This is a genomic window from Methylobacterium sp. 4-46, assembly GCF_000019365.1.
Taxonomy (GTDB): domain Bacteria; phylum Pseudomonadota; class Alphaproteobacteria; order Rhizobiales; family Beijerinckiaceae; genus Methylobacterium.
In genome coordinates, this window is sequence record NC_010511.1 from 3,956,982 (window position 1) to 3,975,245 (window position 18,264).

Annotated in this window: 10 protein-coding genes; 3 read left to right on the forward strand and 7 right to left on the reverse strand. The window is 69.6% G+C overall.

Going from position 1 to position 18,264, the window contains the following annotated elements:
- The first annotated feature begins 5 nt into the window (after positions 1-5).
- The 3 genes from M446_RS16965 to M446_RS16980 all read left to right on the forward strand — a co-directional run bounded on the left by M446_RS16965 (position 6) and on the right by M446_RS16980 (position 4,557).
- Entirely contained in the window at positions 6-2,291 is a 2,286-nt protein-coding gene (locus tag M446_RS16965; protein ID WP_012333329.1) for an NADP-dependent malic enzyme, read from the forward strand.
- 268 nt (positions 2,292-2,559) lie between these two features.
- Positions 2,560-3,186, forward strand: coding sequence for an RraA family protein (locus M446_RS16975; RefSeq protein ID WP_012333330.1), 627 nt, complete (start codon positions 2,560-2,562; stop codon positions 3,184-3,186).
- Positions 3,187-3,243: 57 nt separating this feature from the next.
- Positions 3,244-4,557: an MFS transporter gene (locus M446_RS16980; protein WP_012333331.1), complete on the forward strand. Its 1,314-nt coding sequence runs from the start codon at positions 3,244-3,246 to the stop codon at positions 4,555-4,557.
- Between the two features lie 1,375 nt (positions 4,558-5,932).
- On the opposite strand, the gene M446_RS16985 is transcribed toward M446_RS16980, so the two are convergent.
- The 7 genes from M446_RS16985 to M446_RS17015 form a co-directional block, all read right to left on the reverse strand.
- A complete protein-coding gene (locus M446_RS16985; protein ID WP_012333332.1) occupies positions 5,933-7,180 on the reverse strand; it encodes a pentapeptide repeat-containing protein in 1,248 nt (415 codons plus the stop codon).
- On the reverse strand, positions 7,177-9,120 hold the full coding sequence (locus tag M446_RS16990) for an AI-2E family transporter (protein WP_012333333.1): 1,944 nt from the start codon (positions 9,118-9,120) through the stop codon (positions 7,177-7,179). Before M446_RS16990 ends, M446_RS16985 begins: the two co-directional genes overlap by 4 nt.
- The gene (locus M446_RS16995) at positions 9,117-9,494 is read right to left on the reverse strand and encodes a response regulator (RefSeq protein WP_012333334.1); all 378 of its coding nucleotides are present in this window, start codon (positions 9,492-9,494) and stop codon (positions 9,117-9,119) included. Before M446_RS16995 ends, M446_RS16990 begins: the two co-directional genes overlap by 4 nt.
- Before the next feature lie 76 nt (positions 9,495-9,570).
- The gene (gene glgX, locus M446_RS17000; RefSeq protein WP_012333335.1) at positions 9,571-11,838 is read right to left on the reverse strand and encodes a glycogen debranching protein GlgX; all 2,268 of its coding nucleotides are present in this window, start codon (positions 11,836-11,838) and stop codon (positions 9,571-9,573) included.
- A 246-nt stretch (positions 11,839-12,084) separates the two neighbouring features.
- A complete protein-coding gene (locus M446_RS17005) occupies positions 12,085-13,248 on the reverse strand; it encodes a TAXI family TRAP transporter solute-binding subunit (protein WP_012333336.1) in 1,164 nt (387 codons plus the stop codon).
- Between the two features lie 215 nt (positions 13,249-13,463).
- Positions 13,464-14,507: a hypothetical protein gene (locus tag M446_RS17010; RefSeq protein ID WP_012333337.1), complete on the reverse strand. Its 1,044-nt coding sequence runs from the start codon at positions 14,505-14,507 to the stop codon at positions 13,464-13,466.
- Between the two features lie 636 nt (positions 14,508-15,143).
- Positions 15,144-18,098 (reverse strand): response regulator, encoded by a 2,955-nt coding sequence (locus tag M446_RS17015; protein ID WP_012333338.1) that lies wholly within the window; start codon positions 18,096-18,098, stop codon positions 15,144-15,146.
- Between the last annotated feature and the right edge of the window lie 166 nt (positions 18,099-18,264).

Below are 18,264 nucleotides of genomic sequence, written 5' to 3' on the forward strand. Positions count from 1 at the left end.
TCTGAATGGCGGACAATGTCTCGGAAGAGCTGGAGCACGCCGCTCTCGCCTATCATTGCTACCCGTACCCAGGAAAACTGGCAGTAGTGCCGACGAAGCCTCTCGGCACGCAGCGGGACCTCGCGCTCGCATACTCGCCCGGTGTTGCGATCCCGTGCGAGGAAATCGCCGCAGATCCCGACAAGGCGGCCGACTACACCTCGCGCCAGAACCTCGTCGCGGTCGTCTCGAACGGTACCGCGGTGCTCGGCCTCGGTGCCATCGGAGCGCTCGCCTCCAAGCCCGTGATGGAGGGCAAGGCGGTCCTGTTCAAGAAGTTCGCCGGCATCGACGTCTTCGACATCGAGGTGGACGAGCGCGACGTCGACAGGATGGTCGACGTGGTCTGCTCGCTGGAGCCGACCTTCGGCGGCATCAACCTCGAGGACATCAAGGCGCCGGAATGCTTCGAGATCGAGGAAAAGTGCAAGACCCGGATGAAAATTCCGGTCTTCCACGACGACCAGCACGGCACGGCCATCATCGTCTCGGCGGCCGTCCTCAATTCGCTCGAACTCAGCGGCAAGAAGATCGAGAGCATCAAGGTTGTCACATCCGGCGCGGGTGCGGCCGCTCTCGCGACTCTGAACCTGCTCGTCTCGCTGGGCGTGCCGCGCGAGCACATCTGGGTCACCGACATCGAGGGCGTCGTCTACGCGGGACGCAACGAGCTCATGGACCGGTGGAAGGAGGTCTACGCGCAGACGACCGACAAGCGCACCCTCGCCGAGGTGATCGACGGTGCGGATGTCGTCATCGGCCTCTCGGCAGCGGGCGTCATCAAGCCCGAGATGCTGAAGGTGATGAAGCCGAACCCCCTCATCATGGCGCTCGCGAACCCGACGCCCGAGATCATGCCCGAACTCGCCCGCGAGGCGCGCCCGGACGCGCTCATCTGCACGGGGCGCTCGGACTTCCCGAACCAAGTCAACAACGTCCTCTGCTTCCCCTACATCTTCCGGGGTGCGCTCGATGTCGGCGCCTCGACCATCAACGAGGAGATGAAGAGTGCAGCCGTACGCGCCATCGCGGCCCTCGCCCGCGAGGCGCCGTCGGACGTCGTCGCCCGCGCCTATGGCGGCGAGGCGCGGCCTTTCGGCGCTGAGTCGCTGATCCCAAGCCCTTTCGACCCGCGGCTCATCCTGCGCATCGCGCCCGCCGTCGCGAAGGCCGCGATGGACACCGGCGTCGCCCGCCGGCCCGTCGCCGACATCGAGGCCTATACCGAGAGCCTCGGACGCTTCGTCTTCCGCTCTGGCTTCGTGATGAAGCCGATCTTCACCGCCGCGAGGGCCTCGCCCCGCCGCGTCGCCTATGCGGAGGGGGAGGACGAGCGCGTCCTCCGTGCCGTCCACGCGGTGGTCGAAGAGAGGATCGCCCGTCCGATCCTGATCGGCCGCCCGGCGGTGATCGAGATGAGGCTCAAGCGTTTCGGCCTCTCCATCAAGGCCGGACGCGATTTCGACTTCATCAACCCCGAGGACGATCCACGCTATCGCGATTATGTCGCGACGCTCGTTGAACGCGCCGGGCGCAAGGGCATCACGCCCGACGCCGCCCGGACGTTGGTGCGCACCAACGCGACCATCATCGGCTCACTCGCGCTGATGCGGGGCGATGCGGACGCGCTGCTCTGCGGCTTGGAGGGCCGCTTCCGCTCAAATCTGGATCATATCACGAACATAGTCGGCTACGGGCCGGGCATGCACCAACTGGCCGCGCTCAGCCTGATGATCACCTCGCAAGGTCCCCTTTTCCTCGCCCATACCCACGTGCGGCCCAATCCGACCGCCGAGGAGATCGCCGAGATGACGTGTGCCTGCGCAGGCCATGTGCGTCGGTTCGGCATCACGCCGAAGGTCGCGCTCCTGTCGTATTCGGATTTCGGCTCGGGCGATACCGAGAGCGCCGTGAAGATGCGAAAGGCGCTGGCGCTCGTTCAGGAACTGGCACCAGATCTGGAGGCGGACGGCGAGATGGCCGCCGATACAGCTCTCTCCCAACTGATCCGTGATCGGGTTAATCCGGGTTCGAAGCTAAAGGGCGAGGCGAATCTGCTGATTCTGCCGAATCTGGACGCGGCCAATATCGCCTTCCAGCTTGTGCGCGTTCTGGCCGACGCGCTGCCGGTTGGCCCCATTCTCATAGGCCCCTCCAAGCCCGTTCACATCCTGACACCGTCGGTGACGGCTCGCGGAGTCACGAACATGACGGCCGTCGCAGTCATCGAGGCCCAATCGCAGGTGAACTGATCCGGGATCCGCTTGATCGAAGCGGATCCCGGATCACAGCCCGCGCGGCGCCTGAGCGAGGTCCACATCCGCCATTCCGAAGGAATCGCGCGGATTTGGGATGACGCATCCATCTTCCATCAAGTGGAGGGACTTCCATCCGCCATCGAACGCCATCCGCGGCAGAAGAGCGAACGCGGTTCTCTCGTGCTGCCGACGAATGATCTCAAACACCAAATCCGGACTGTGGACCTGTGGCGCCTCCGTCCTTCAAAATGAGGATTTTGTCATGAAGACAATCGAACAGGCAAAGAGCCTCGAGCTTGCGGAGCTGTTCCGTGAAGCACCGGTCGCGGTCATTAGCGACAATCTCGATCGGTTGCCAGGTTTTCTCGACATGCGGCCCTACCATCGGGGCGCCAAGCTGGTTGGACCTGCGCGCACCGTTCGGACGCGGCCCGGCGATAACCTGATGATCCACAAGGTGCTCGAACTGGTACAGCCCGGCGAGGTGATCGTCGTGGCGGGCGAGGGCGACACGACCCGGGCGCTGATCGGCGAAATCATCGTTCGGATCGCGCAGATGCGCGGCGTCGCCGGTTTCGTCGTTGACGGCGCGATCAGGGATCTCGGGACCATTTCCGCCGGTACCTTCCCCTGCTTCGCCCGTGGCGTGATCCACCGCGGACCCTACAAGGACGGCCCCGGTGAGATCGACGTTCCGATCGCGATGAGCGGCGGCACGGTCGTCTCTCCAGGCGACATCATCGTCGGCGACGAGGACGGCGTGGTCAGCTTTCCGCAATCCATCGCCCGTGACCTCTCCGGAAAGGTCGAAGCGCATCTGGCCAAGGAGGCAGCGATCCTGAAGTCGATCGCGAACAGCACCTACACGGGGGCCTACAGCAAGAGTTGACGCGTCAACATTTAGAAAATGCGAAATGAAAAAACCTATATACCACGGGTGGAGACGATGTCTGACACAATGTCTGTAGCTATGCATGCCGGCGGCATCAAAGAAAAAGCGAAACAAGCAACTGGAGCGGCCGTATTCGGCACATTCATCGAATATTACGATTTCAGCGTTTATGGGTATGTGGCGGCGACGCTGTCGCTCGTGTTTTTCCCTGCCGGTGACGCCGTCGCGAACCTGCTCAACACGCTCGCCGTGTTCGGCCTGGCCTTCCTCGTCCGGCCGATCGGTGCCTGGTATTTCGGGCAACTGGGAGACCGCCGCGGTCGGCGCACCAGCCTGATCGCCACCATCACGCTCATGGGCGTCGCATCCGCGCTCACGGGCTTGCTGCCGAGCTACCAGACCATCGGCATTGTAGCGCCGGTCCTCTTGGTGCTGATGAGGCTGCTGCAGGGGTTCTCGACCGGCGGAGAGATCGGAGGCGCCGCCTCGTACATTCGCGAATGGGCGGCGCCGGATCGTCGTGCCCTTTATATCTCCTTCCTTCCCTCGGTGGCGCAGCTGGGCAAAGGCCTGGCGGCCGCTCTCGGCGGCCTTATGGCGGCCATGCTGACCCGGGAGAGCATGATCGAGTGGGGCTGGCGCATTCCCTTCCTGCTGGCTGGTCCTTTGGCGGTCCTGACGATCTGGATGCGCCTGAGCATCGAGGACAGCCCGGAATTCGCGGCGCTGTCCGCTTCGCACAAGACGACCAAGGCCCCGCTCGCGAGCCTGTTCCAGCAGTACCCGACCGCCCTAGCCAAGGTGATGCTGATCTCGGCCGTCCAGAACATCGGCACCTATATCGGAACGGTGTTCGTATCCGTGTATTTCAGCGAGGTACTGGGCTTCAGCAAGGCGGAAGCCGCCACGGTCGTGCTGCTGGCCGTTATCCTGGCGTCGTTCCTGATCCCGCTCGCCGGGATGATCGGCAACCGGGTTGGCGGAAAGACCCTGCTGCTCATTGCCTACACGGCGTACTTGCTGCTCACCCTCCCTGAATTCATGCTGATGAACCAGAACAATATCGTGCTGGCGCTCCTTGGCCTGTCCATCGGGATCATCCCCTACGCCCTGTGCCAAGCGGGCACCTACGCCACGATGCCAGAGATGTTCCCGACCCAGATCCGGCATACGGGCGTTGCCTTCGGGCACAGCGTCGGTGCGGTTGTCGGCGGCGGCGGCGGCCCGTATTTCGCGGCTTGGCTCATCAGCGTCACGGGCAACACCTACATGCCGGCATATATCCTGATGGGAGCGGGCCTCGTCGGTCTTGTTGTGGTCGGCCTGACCGTGCGCCGCAACGTGGGTGGCACTCACCTCTACGCCTAGTGGTTTGAACCGGGATCCGCTTGATCAAAGCGGATCCCGGATCAGAGCCCACGCGGCGCCTGAGCGAGGTCCACATCCGCCATTCCGAAGGAATCAGGCGGATTTGGTATGAGTTGCACACCGGCTTCGCCGTCCCTCACGGATGAAACCTGAGCGTGCATGCGATCAGAGTTTTGCACGTTGGCATAGCAAATTTCTGTTTGGTTGGAAGTTCGTTGGCAGAACCGCGCGACGTTGGCAAGAATGTCATCGGCAGGCTTAGAGCAGCACCCGATCACGTTGCAATCAGGTACTGCCCTCGGTCTTTGATCTTGCCGCATTTTCTGCGACGAACCGGCATCCACTTCGTCGGAAAATGCTCTCGCTCGACTTTGGCCGTTCAGGCTGCGTTGCAGGGGGCGTAGGCCCAGGGCGCAGCGAGGTTTCGGTCTGTCCCGCCGGCAATGGGATGTTGGCAAAGCCCGCTCACGCCAGAGCGCCCGGCGCACGTTGGCCAGCGAATATTGAGTGATATTGAAGGATTAACCAGGTCTGTGTTACGGATTGGAAAGAAATGGCTAAAGCCATTCTACGATTGCTCCAGTGCGATCGCCGTGGCGCGCATCTTTCGAATGGTGAACAGAAAAATAGCTAAGATGTGAGTATACCGTCATCGGATTATCGTGTTTGACATAATTTTCTATTTGTAATAGAAGGAAAATCATTGCGCAATGGGCAATCATGAATCGCGAAATCAAGATGGAATGCAGCATCATCAAATTAGATCCATAAGATTTTGCCGAGAGCGCGCTTGGCTCGGTCTCACGTCCGACGCTGTCAGTCGGGCAGGCCGATCAGGATCTTGCATCGGATTGCCTGGACGCGGACCTTCTGAACGGCGGACCTTCTGAACGGCGGACCTGGGACGCAAGCGGCAGCGGGGCGAGCGCGAACCGGAGGTCTGGCCGGGGCGGGAATCCGACCCGAGCGCGTTCGTCCGACGAAGCGGCCGCGGGTCCGTCGCGGCCGCCGCGATGACGTCGAGACCCTCGCGCAGGATCCGACGGGACGTGATCGGCTGCCGCCCGAGGGCGGGTGCGGCGGCGCCCGCGCGGCACCGGACCTCGGCCGCATTCCGCCGGCCGGGACCGGCCGGTGCCGCATTCCGCCGGCCGGGACCGGCCGGTGCCGCATTCCGCCGGCCGGGACCGGCCGGTGCCCAAGGGGTCACCGGTTCGGCGGCGAACCGAAGCACCGCGTCAGCGGATATGATGCAGGACCAAAAGCAAAGCAGAATTGCCCGGGACACTGTGCTTGGTGTCTGTCACAAAACTCCCGCCGCGCTGCCCTCGCCCCAACGGGCGATGGCAGCGATCGGGAGTTTTGTGAGAGACACTTAGCGCTGCAGCCGGTTGCCGAGGACGAAGCCGAACAGGCCCATCAGGATGATGCCGAGCGCCCCCTGGCTGCCGACCAGGATGTTGGTGACGCGCCCCACGGGCTTGATGCCGAGTTCCGGCTGGTTCGCCGTCATCATGTTGAGGGCGCTGTAGCTCACCAGGTCCAGCGGGTTGTAGGTCGGCACGCCGTCCCGGCCCTCCGGGATCAGCCCCCCGGTCACCCCGTAGAGCGCCGCGAAGACCAGGATCGCCAACGCGAAGGCGCGCACGATCCGCGTCAGGCTCTCGCCGTAATCGCACAGCCACTCGACGAAGCGGTCCGAGAGCCAGTCGGAGCCGTGGCGAAGCCCCGCGCGCCACGCCCCCTCCCGCCACGCGGCGCGGGTCAGCGCTCCCGCGTGGTGGCGGCCCATGCGGCGGGCGCGCTTGAAGGCCCAGCTCGCCCCCTCCCGGTCGCCGATGCTGCGCTGGTTGCGCTCCACCACGAGGTAGCTCGCCACCGCGGCCGCGTAATCCCCCGCCACCTCCTCGCCGACCGCGCCGCCGAGCTGGTCGACCCGCAGGCGCGTGCCCTCCAGCCACGCATGCGCGAAGCGCGCGTGCCGCAACCGGCAGGAGGTGAGGTCGAGCCGCACGAGGCGGGCATCCGAGAGGTCGGCCCCCGACAGGTCGGCCCCGTCGAGCTTCGCCTCGACGAAGTTGGCCCGGCTCAGCCGCGAGCCGGCGAGGGACGCCTTGGCGAGGCTCGCCCCCTCGAACACCGCCCCGGTCAGGTTGACGTTGACGAGCTTCGCCTCGTCGAGCCGGGCGCGGCGAAACAGCGTGTCGTCGGCATCCGCGTCGGTGAAGTCGGCCCCCCAGAGGTCGGCGCCGGTGAAGTCGGCCCCGTCGAGGAGCCCGCCCGCCAGGGTCGCGAAGCGCAGGGTGGCCCCGCAGAAGCGCGCATCCTCCATCATGGCGCCGGAGAAGCGGGCCTGGCCGCCGGCCACGGTCGCGAAATGCGCGCCGCTGAGGTCCGCCCCGCTGAAATCCGCCTCCTCGATGCGGGCGCCGTCGAAGCGCGCGGAGCGGGCGAGGATTCCGGAGAGGCGCGCCCGCGCGAGGTTCGCGCCCGAGAGATCCGCCTCGACGAGGTCGGTCCCCGGCGGCAGCTCCGCCCCGGCGAGGTCGAGGGGCCCCTCGGCGCGGGGCGGCGCCTCCCGCGCGGCCGCCGGGCGAGCGCCGGGCCCGGCCGGCGCGCTCACGCCCGCACCGGCGCGGCCGCGGGGCTCGGCGCGCCGCCCCGCTGGGGCTGCGGCGCGGGCGCGGCGCGGGCGAGGACGGCCCCGAGCGCGTCGCCGAGCGAGGTCACGAGCACGTCCGCCGAGGTGGCCCGGCGCAGGCGCGCCAGCGTGCCGGGATCGCGCTCGCCCCAGAAGCCGACCAGCACGGTCACGCCCGGCAGGGTCCTGCGGGTCTGGCGCACCACGTAGCGGATCTGCGACAGGCTGATCGGCTCCAGGTAGGAGTAGCAGACCAGGGCGGTCGCCCGGGGGTCGACCGCCTCGGCACCCTCGCGCAGCAGGTCCCGCAGCGTCGTCACCCGGGACGGGAGGCCGTGGCGGTCGAGGATCTGGCTCAGCATCCGGGTCGTGGCGAGGTCGAAGGCGCCGCCGCTCGACACGCAGAGCACGGGGGCGGGCCCGCGCCAGCGCGGCGGCAGCGCCGCCCGGTCGAGCACCGTCGCGGCCGCCCGGGGATCGGGACCGACCGCCGCGACGGCGGCGGCGGCCTCGCGGCCGAGCGCCCGCCGCCACAGGCTCGGGCGCGTCGCGCCCAGGCGCTCCACCACGGTGCGGAAGGCCTCGCCGACCTCGTCCTGCCGGGCGCGCGCCACCGTCCCGCGGGCGAAGTCGTCCTGCGCCATCCGCAGGGCGGCCAGCACCACCTCGTCGTAATAGGTGACGAGCGGGCGGGCCTTGAGGAACTGCACGCCCTGGTCGATGGCCTCGCCGGGATCGCCCGCGAGCATGCGCTGGTAGAAGATCTCCTCGGGCGCCAGCGCCGGCCCGTCGCCGAGCAGCACCTCCAGGAATTCCAGCCGCTCGACGTGCCGGCCCAGCACCACGAGGCAGACGGTGAGCGGCGTGGCGAGGACGAGGCCGACCGGTCCCCACAGGAAGGCCCAGACCGTCGCGGCCAGGATCACCGCCACGGGCGAGAGGCCGGTCGAGTGCCCGTAGAGCAGCGGCTCGACGACGTGGCCGGCCACCGGCTCGACGACGAGGAACAGCGCGGCGGTGGCCAGGACCATGGTCCAGCCGGGATCGACCGCGGCCGCGAGCACCAGCGGCAGCAGCGCGCCGATCACCGCGCCGATATAGGGCACGAAGCGCAGGATGCCGGCGATGACGCCGAACAGCACCGGGCTCGGGATGCCGATGATCCAGAGCCCCAGGCCGATCACCACCCCGAAGGCGGTGTTGAGGCCGAGCTGGGCCAGGAAGAAGCGGGTGAGGCGGGCGGTGGCGTCGTCGATCGCCGCCGTGGTGCGGCGCAGGTCGCCCGAGCCCGCGAGCCGGATCGCCCGGTTGCGCAGGTCCTCCCGCTGCAGGAGGATGACGACGCTGAAGAGCAGGATCAGGCCCGTCGTCGCCAGCGGGTGCAGCACGGGGGCCGCGTAGGTGCCGAGGGCCGCGAGCACGCTCGGGCGAGCCTCCACCACCTCGACCTTGAGCGGCGTGCCGGCGGCGGGCGCCGCGCGGTCCTTCGGCTCGGGCGGCGGCTGCAGCTCGCGGCTGAGATCCGCCACCATGTCGAGGAGGCGCGAGACCCCTCCCCCGCCCGCGGTCGCGCCCTGCAGGAGCTTGATCTTGTCGCGCATCGTGAGCGAGTAGCGCGGCAGGTCGGCGGCGAGCTGCGCCGCCTCGCCCGCGAGCAGGCTGCCGACCGTGCCGAGCGCCCCGAAGGCGAGCAGCACCACGAGCAGCACCGCGGGCACCCGCGGGATGCGCAGGCGCCGCAGCGCCCGCACCGCCGGCACCAGCACGAAGCTCAGGAAGATTGCCAGCGTGATCGGCACCAGGATCTCGCGGCCCATGACCAGCAGCACCGCGAGCGCCAGCACGCCGAGCAGGCCGGCGAGCACGACGAAGGCCGGCAGGGCCTGCCGCAGCCAGCGGGCGGTGACCGGATCCTCGCTCACGGCGGGGCGCCGGCGCCGGTGACCGCGCCGATCTGGCCGAGCAGCTTGGCGAAGTCGATCGGCTTGGGGTGGTAATCGTCGCAGCCCGCCTGGATCGCCTTCTCGCGGTCGCCCGACATGGCGTGGGCGGTGAGCGCGATGATCGGGATCGACTGGGTGTCGGGGCTCGACTTGAGCGCGCGCGCGACCGACCAGCCGTCCAGCACCGGCAGGTTCATGTCGAGCAGGATCACGTCCGGGCGCAAGGAGCGGGCCTGCTGCACGCCGGCATCGCCGTCATGGGCCATCACGACCTCGTAGCCGCGGCGCGTCAGGCGCCGGGACAGGAAGTCCCAGATCTCTTCGTGGTCCTCGACGAGCAGGATCTTGGTCACCTCGAGGTCTCCGTCCTGCGAAGGGGACCTCCCGCGGCTCCGCCCGGGCCGCGGGAGGCGGATGGCGGGCGCCGGCTCACCCGCGGAAAGCCGGGCCGAAGGCGACGTGCTCGGCGGTCGCGCGCGCGAAGGCCTGCATCACGTGGGTGAAGGAGCGCTCCACCGCCACGCTCGCCTCGCCCGCGTCGGGCCGCAGCACCATCACCAGCATGGACCGCCCGGTCACCTCGTAGGCGCCGCCGGCCTGGAAGGATCGGGTCTCCTGGCCCTCCGGCAGGTTCGTGTCGATGAGGCGCACCCATTCGTGCCCGCCCGCGGTCTTCGGCAGGGTGAAGCGGACCACGTCGTGATAGGCGTTGATCAGGAGGAGCAGCGTCGCCTCGGAGCCCTGCTGCTTGATGCCGGTCTCCTGCGCGCGCCCGTCGAGGAGCACGGCGAGCGAGCGGGCCTTGCCGTCCCCCCAATGCTCCGGGGACATCTCGTCCCCGTCCGGCGTGAGCCACGCCACGTCCCTGACGCCGAGTTCCTCGTCGTAGCGGCCGGTCAGGAAACGGCCCCGCATCAGGATCGGCAGGGCGTTGCGCAGCAGGATCAGGCGCTGGGTAAACTCGGCGAGGTCGCGTTCCGCCGGTCCGATCGCCTGCCAGTCGAGCCAGGAGATCTCGTTGTCCTGGCAATAGGCGTTGTTGTTGCCCCGCTGCGTGCGCGCGAACTCGTCCCCCGCCAGCAGCATCGGCGTGCCCCGCGCCAGGAACAACGTCGCCAGCATGTTGCGCATCTGCCGGAACCGCACCGCCCGGATCTCGGGATCCGCGGTCGGGCCCTCGACCCCGTAATTCGACGAGAGATTGTGCGAGTGACCGTCCCGGTTCTCCTCGCCGTTCGCCTCGTTGTGCTTCTCGGCGTACGAGACCGTGTCGGCCAGCGTGAACCCGTCATGCGCCGTCAGGAAGTTCACCGAGGCCCAGGGCTTGCGGCCGCGCTTGTCGAACTTGTCGGCCGAGGCGGTGAAGCGGGCCGCGAGGGCGGGCAGCAGGCCCTCGTCGCCGCGCCAATAGGCCCGCACGTCGTCCCGGAAGCGGTCGTTCCACTCCGCCCAGCCCGGCGGGAAGCCGCCCACCTGGTAGCCCCCCGGCCCGCAATCCCACGGCTCCGCGATCAGCTTCACGGAGTTCAGCACCGGGTCCTGCAGGCAGGTGTCGAGGAAACCGCCGCCCTCGTCGAAGCCGTAGGATTCGCGGCCCAGGATGGTGGCGAGGTCGAAGCGGAAGCCGTCGACCCGCATCTCGGTGGCCCAGTAGCGCAGGGAATCGGTCACCATCTGCAGCACCCGCGGATGCGAGAGGTTGACGGTGTTCCCGGTGCCGGTGTCGTTGATGTAGTAGCGCCTCTGGTCCGGCAGCAGCCGGTAGTAGGAGGCGTTGTCGATGCCCTTGAAGGACAGGGTCGGCCCGCGCTCGTTGCCCTCGGCGGTGTGGTTGTAGACCACGTCGAGGATCACCTCGAGCCCGGCCCCGTGAAGGCGCGCGACCATCTCCTTGAACTCGGAGAAGGCGAAGTCCGGGACCGCGGCGTAGCGGCGGGCCGGGGCGAAGAACGAGATCGTGTTGTAGCCCCAGTAGTTCCAGAGGTCCTTCTGGCGCAGGTAGTCGTCCTGCACGAAGGAGTGCACGGGCAGGAGCTCGACCGCGGTGACGCCGAGGCTGCGGATGTAGTCGAGCACGGCGGGCTGGCCGAGGCCGGCGTAGGTGCCGCGCAGGCGCTCGGGCACGCCCGGATGCAGCTTGGTGAGGCCCTTCACGTGGGCCTCGTAGATGATCGTGCGCTCCCACGGCACGTCGGGCTTGCGGTCCCGGCCCCAGGTGAAGGCCGGGTCGATCACCCGGCCCTTGCGGGTGAAGGGGGCGCTGTCGCGGTCATCGAAGGTGAGGTCGTCGCCGCTCTCGAGCCGGTAGCCGAACAGGGCCGGGTCCCAGGTGATCGACCCGACCAGGGCCTTGGCGTAGGGGTCGAGGAGCAGCTTGTGGGGGTTGAAGCGGTGGCCCTCGTCGGGCTCGTAGGGGCCGTGGACGCGGTAGCCGTAGATCGTGCCCGGGCGCGCGTCGGGCAGGTAGCCGTGCCAGATCTCGTTCGTGTACTCGGGCAGGTCGATCCGCTCGATCTCGGTCTTTCCGGAATCGTCGAACAGGCAGAGTTCGACGCGGGTGGCGTGGGCGGAGAACAGCGCGAAGTTGACGCCGAGCCCGTCCCAGGTCGTGCCCCGCAGGTTCGGGCTTCCCTCGCGGATGCGCGGGCGCGCCATCACGTACGGCGCCGACACCCGGCCGCCATCAACCCTCGACATCTCGGTTCCTCGCATCCGCACCGGCGGCAGCCCGATCCCGCGCTGCCAAGCACCACCACGCGCTCAACGTGCGGCCGCGAAGGAAGGTCCGGCGGCGCGGGCGGGACACCTGCGGAAAACTCCCGGACGGGCGCCGCGGGCCCGGGCGATCCGGTTCCAGGCATCATGCGCCGTAGGGGTCACCGGTTCGGTGGCGAGAAATCACGCGAAAACAAGAGGCTAAGCAGGATTGCCGCGTGCAGTTGCCTAGAAGCTCGAACCCTTCGTCTGCCGGTCCGGGACCCTCTCGCCCAGGCTGTTGATGGCGCGGCCGCGGCCTTTCCGCCATTGCAGGTAGGCTTGGTAGAGTTCCTCCTTGCCGGTCGCGGCACTCGGCTGCTGGTCGTTCAGGAAGGCCGTGAAGTCTCCGCCCCCGGAGGTCTGCGGCTCGCGATGCGCGTCGAGCCACTTCTGGGCCGGCAGGAACCGGGTCCAGCCGCTCACCTCGGCGGCCAGGTTGACCTCGCGCCATTTCGGGTGGCGCTGCGGCGCGAGGAACTCGTCGAACTTGCCGAAGAACGCATCCACGAAGCGGGTGAGCTTGGCGTAGCGGGCCGAGCCCTTCACGGGCTTGTAGACCCCGAGCACCGTGCCGACCGCCAGCGTCTGCACCTCGTCGGCCTGTCCCATGAGCTTGGGGTAATCCTGCTTGGTGAGCGAGGCCGGCAGGTAGGCATCCTCGACCGCGGCCGCGTACTTCGCCGGGATGAGGTGGAACTTGCCGCCCGGATCGAAGCCCGCGATCATCGCCACGGGCTTGGCGGCGACGGAGACGACGGCGTCCACCTCGCCCTTGCGCAGCATCTCGAGCGCCGTCGGCTGATCGACGTTGATCGCCTGCACGGCGATCCCGAGCTTCCGGAACATCGCCCGGCCGCTGTAATCGGTGCCGCTGCCCTTGACGTCGAAGGTCACGCGCTTGCCCGCGAGCTGCCGCGCATCCGTGACGTCGACCGGACCGATGATGTGCAGTTCGTCGTCGAACAGCTTGGAAATGTACTGGATGCGGGTGTCGACCTTGGTCAGCCGCTTGTCCTCGCGCAGCTGCTCGAGCGTGTCGGTGCGCAGGAAGGCGAGGTCCACACCCTTCAGGAACAGGAGGTCGTAGGCGTTCTGCCCGGCGCCCTTCCCGAGGATCGGGAGGATCCGCAGCTGCTTGCCGTCGTCGAGCACGAAGGCGAGGTCCGCGCCGATGCGGAAATAGGTGCCGCCCGGCGTGCCGGTGACGATCGAGACCGTCGCCGCGTTCATGCTGTCGCCGACCATCCCCTCGCTCTCGGCGGCCGGCGCCGCCTCCCGGGCCTGGGCCGGGGAGCCCGGCGCCCCGGCGAGCAGAGCGACCGAGATCGCGAGGGCCGCGAGACGGGTCATCCGACGTCCGACAGATTGCTTGGCCATGCGGATGTCGGCGTCGCTCAAGCGCCGCGCGGGCTTGTCATCCCAAACCCGCTTGATCCCTTCGGGATGGCGGATTGGGGCTTCGCTCAAGCGCCGCGCGGGCTTGTCATACGCCGTCCGGACGTGATCCTCCGGAAAGCGCATCACACGCATCCTGCTCTCCATCGGGGTCTCCCTGCCTGCTGCCGTCACGGGGCCGATCGGGCCTGACGCTGGACCCCGCCCTGGCGGAGGCGCGCGGCCGCCTCGGAGTAGCTGCGCGCGCGCTCCGGATCGCCCCTCAATCCGCGCACGCCCAGGCGGCGCAGGAAGGCCTCCTCGTAGGTCTGCGCCAGGAGCTCCATCGCGTCGGCCGACCCGGCCCGCAGCAGCAGCAGCCGCGCCCCGCTCACGTTGCCGACCTGGAGCAGCTGCCCGGCCCTCGCCAGGAGCGCCACCGCGGAGGGCTCGTCGCCGGCTCCCGGATCCGCCGCGGGGGGCGACTGCGCCGGGCTCGGAGGCTCCGCGATCGCGGCGCCCGTCGCCCGCGGGCCGGCCCGGTCCGCGGCCGGCTGATCCGTGCTCGGCACATCCCGGCTCGGCACATTCCGGCTCGCCACATCCCGCCGGCTCGCCACATCCCGGCCCGGCCCGCGCGGCGGGGCCGCGGCGGGCGGAACGCTCATCACGGCGACGGCCGGTTGCGGCACGTCGAGAGCGAGCGGCGGAAGCGAAGAGACCTCCGGGATGATGACCATCGTCGACAGGGTCTCGGTCTGGACCGGGTTGCCCTCCCCGGACCAGGGCGGGAAGGCCAGGACGCTGGCGACGAACACCTCGTGCGAGCGGGAGGCGAGATCGCGCGGCAGCAGGACGAAGAGCCCTTCGAGGTTGAAGCTGCTGATGTCGATCGCCTGCACGTCGTCGCCCACCACCACGTCGTGGACGCTGTCGGACACGGTCGAGCCCTGCGGCAATCCCGTCATGTAGACGGAGGCGTAATCGGCCCGGCGCGGGGGCGGGTTGGCGACCGGCAGGGCGACGCGCTCGCCGTACGGGACCTTGACGGTGGAGAGGGGCGCATCGCCCTGGACCTCCTTCGCCCGCGGCGGGGCCGCGCCCTGTCCGGACGGGTCGGATGTCTCCTGCGCCGGCGCCGAAGCCGCCGCGAGGCAGGCGGACAGCCCGGCCGCGGCCACCAAGAGGACGAGCCTGCCGCGGCGGCCGAGCGAAGCGCACGCTTCTCCTCGCATGACGTCGCCTCCCGATATGCGTGGTCTTGGACCGGCCCGGTCTTGGACCGTCTCGAACTCCGCTCGCGCGGGTCTCCCGCTCTCCCTCAGCTCTCAGGGCCGGCTGATCTCTGGCGAGTTGAAGCGATCACGCTCGTCTCGCTCCTCATCTGCAATATGGCGCAATCTCGGTTTGTCGTCCATAAACAAAGGCCAACTGGCGAAATCGAAAGCGGGATCGCGACCGGATCCCGCTCCAGGTGTTTGATTCTGCCTGATTTCCAACGACGACGCGGCCGTTGCCTCGTCGCCGGATAGACCGGTCGCGTCTGGTGGAGTCTCGGGTTGCCCGTCCTCGATACTGCTGGTTGACGCCGCGTGTCGGGGTTGAACGTTCTTCGCCGGCGCTCGACGGCCCGTCCGGGTCCGGACGCGGCCGGGATCAGGAGTTCGGGCCTTCGGATCGCGTCGCGACCAGTCCCCCGGTCCCGTCGTACGAGACGTTAAGCCGTTTCGCCACGCTCCCCTTCGTGCGAGCACCGCGGGATCCCGTGATCGTCGGCCGCCGGCACGCGCCAAATTGCGAGGCGGATCACGGTGGCGCCCGCCTGCGCGGGGCTCAAACCACAGACGAGCGTCGGCGCCGGCGCCGGCGGCTCAGCTCGGCACGAGCAGGGAGCGGACGGTGGCGGCGAGGTCGGCCATGCTCAGGCCGCCCTTCTGCAGGACGCGGTCGGCCTGGCCGGCGAGGCGCCGCCGCTCGTCGGCGGTCACGTCCTTGGCGGTCAGCACCACGACGGGGATGTCCCGCCATTCCGGCCTCGCCCGCAGGCCGCGCAGGAAGCCGAACCCGTCGAGTTCGGGCATCATCAGATCGAGCAGGATCAGCCCCGGCTTGCGCACCGCCACCGCGTCGAGCCCGGCCCGGCCGTTCGCCGCCGAGGCGGCGCGCCAGCCCTCGCGGGTGAGGAGCGCGGTGATGCGCTCGCGCACGTCGGGGTCGTCGTCCACGACCAGGACCGGCCCCTCGTGGATCGCCGGCCGGAAGCGCTCCATCGCCTCCTTCAGCTGCTTCCAGGCCACGGGCTTGTGCAGGTAGTCGGTCGCGCCGAGCGAGAAGGCGAGGTTCTGCTCGTCGAGCACCGTCACCATGATCACGGGCGTCGCGGCGAGGTCCGGGTCCGCCCGCAGGGCGCGCAGCACCTCCCAGCCATCCATGCGCGGCATGGTGACGTCGAGCAGGATCACCCGGGGGCGCAGCGCCCGGGCCTGGTCCAGCCCGGCGCGCCCGTCCGGCGCGGCGGCGACCCGGAACCCGTCCCGCCGCAGGAAGCGGGCGAGGAGGTCGCGGGTCGCCGGGTCGTCGTCGATGACGAGGACGAGGTCCCCGCCGGCCTCCCGCGCCGCCTCCGCGGCGGGCGCGGGCGCCGCGGCATCGGCCTCGTCCTCCCCGGCCTCCGCCTCCGCCCGGTAGCGGACCGGCAGCTCGATCGTGAAGGTCGTGCCCTCCCCTGCGCGGCTCTCGACCGCGATCGCGCCGCCCAGCATCTCCACGAAGGCGCGGGTGATGGCGAGGCCGAGCCCGGTGCCGCCGAAGCGGCGGGTCGTCGAGGCATCCGCCTGGGTGAAGCGCTCGAACAGCCGCGCCTGCTGCTCCGCGCTCATGCCGATGCCCGTGTCGGCGACCCGGAAGCGCAGCCGGTCGCGGCCGTCCCGCCGCAGGCGCTCGGCCGAGAGCACGATCCGGCCGCCCTCGGTGAACTTCGCGGCGTTGCTGAGGAGGTTGATCAGGCACTGGCGCAGCTTCGTGACGTCGGTATGCGCCCGCCCGAGCCCCTCCGCGAGGTCCAGCACCAGCGCGTTGTCCTTCTTGGCGATCAGCGACCCCACCGTGGCGCCGACATCCTGCAGGGTCGCGGCGACGTCGAAATCCTCGGCATAGACCTCCATCCGCTCGGCCTCGATCTTCGAGATGTCGAGCACGTCGTTGATCAGCCCGAGCAGGTGGCGGGCATTCGCCTCGATCTTGCGCATGTCGGGCAGCAGCGCCGACGCGCCGAGATCCTCCATCTCCTCCTGCAGCATCTCCGCGTAGCCGATCACCGCCGAGAGGGGCGTGCGCAGCTCGTGGCTCATGTTGGCCAGGAACTGGCTCTTGGCGGCGTTCGCCTCCTCGGCCGCCTCGCGGGCGGCCTCGAGCGCCAACTCGGCCTCCTTGCGCGCCGTGGTGTCGGCATGCGCCCCGACCCACTCGCGCACCCGGCCGTCCTTCTCCAGGATCGGGACCGCGCGCACCTCCATGTGGCGGTAGATGCCGTCGTGGCGGCGCAGCCGGTGCTCGATCGCGTAGAGCGCGTGGGTCGCGACCGCCTGCTCCCAGGCCGCGCGGGTGGCGGCGCGGTCCTCGGGATGGACGGCGTCGAGGAAGCCGAGCCCCGCCGCCTCCTCGGGGGTCTGGCCGGTGAAGCGCGTCCATTCCGAGGTGACCTGCGCGAAGGTGCCCTCCGGGGTGGTGCGCCAGACGATGGCCGAGGTCGCCTCGGTGAGCGAGCGGAAGCGCTCCTCGCTCTCCCGCGTGCGCGCCTCGGAGAGCTTGCGCAGGGTCACGTCCGACATCACGAGCCCGACGCCCTCCGCCCGCGCGGCGCGGTCGTCGACGTCGCGGCGCAGGGGGAAGAAGCTCATCTGGAAGTAGCGCACGCTGCCCGGCGCGCTCGGGGTCGGCACCCCGACCTCGACATTCGCCGTGACCAGGCCCTCGTCGCGCGCCGCCGCGAGCTTGGGCGCGAGCGCGTCGCGCAGGGAGGGCAGCAGCGCCCAGATCGGCTCTCCGACCCCGGTGCCGAGGCCGCGCTCGCTCATGCTCTCCAGCGCCCGGTTCATGTGCCGGATGGTGAGGTCGCGGTCGAGGAAGCCGAGCCCGACGGGCGCGTTCTCCAGCACCCCGGCGAGGAGCGCCGCGGTGCGGCGGCCCTCGCGGCGGCGCAGGATGGCGAGGCGCGCGAGCAGGCCCGCCGCCGCCAGCGCCGAGGCCAGCACCAGGACCTGCAGCAGCGGCGAGCGCAGGCGCTCGCGCGCCGCGATGCGGTCGAGATCCGCGACCGCCCGGTCCTGCACCGCCGCCGTGAGGGTCCGCAGCGCATCCATGATGCGCTTGCCCTCCCCGCTCCGCACCAGGGCGGAGGCGGCCTCGGGGCCCTGCTCCCGGCGCGCCGCGACCGCGCGGGCCGCGTAGGCGCGCTGGTCCGCGATCAGGCGGCGGCGCCGGGCGCGGGTGTCCGGGTCGCGGTCGAAGCCGTCGAGCCGGTCGAGCTCCGGGTCGATGTGCGTCAGCGCCGCCGCGTAGGGGTCGAGATAGGCGCCGTCGCCGGTGAGGATGTAGCCGCGCAGGCCGGTCTCCAAGTCCTTCAGGGTCGAGAGCACGCGCTCGCTCTGGGCGATCACGCCGTTGAGCCGCACCGCCTCGGCCGCGGCGCGCGTGCCCGATAGGTAGTTCAGGAGGGCCGCCGCGAAGCTGACGCCGAGGAGCAGCACGGCCAGGAGGGCGGCGCGCGACCGCGGGCGCGCGAAGCGCGGCAGCCGGCGGCTCGGGGATGGGGTCTCCTCGGTCATGGCATCCTTCGCTCAGCGCCCGCGCTCCGCGCCGGGGCGGCGCGCCCGCCGACAACGTCGCTGGGGCCGAAACGTCGCGCCGGCCGGGGATCGCGGGCGCGAGGCGCCGCATCCGCCCCCTGCTCCGCCGGCGCGGGGCCGCGTAGGATGCGGCGGCCGGTCGGGC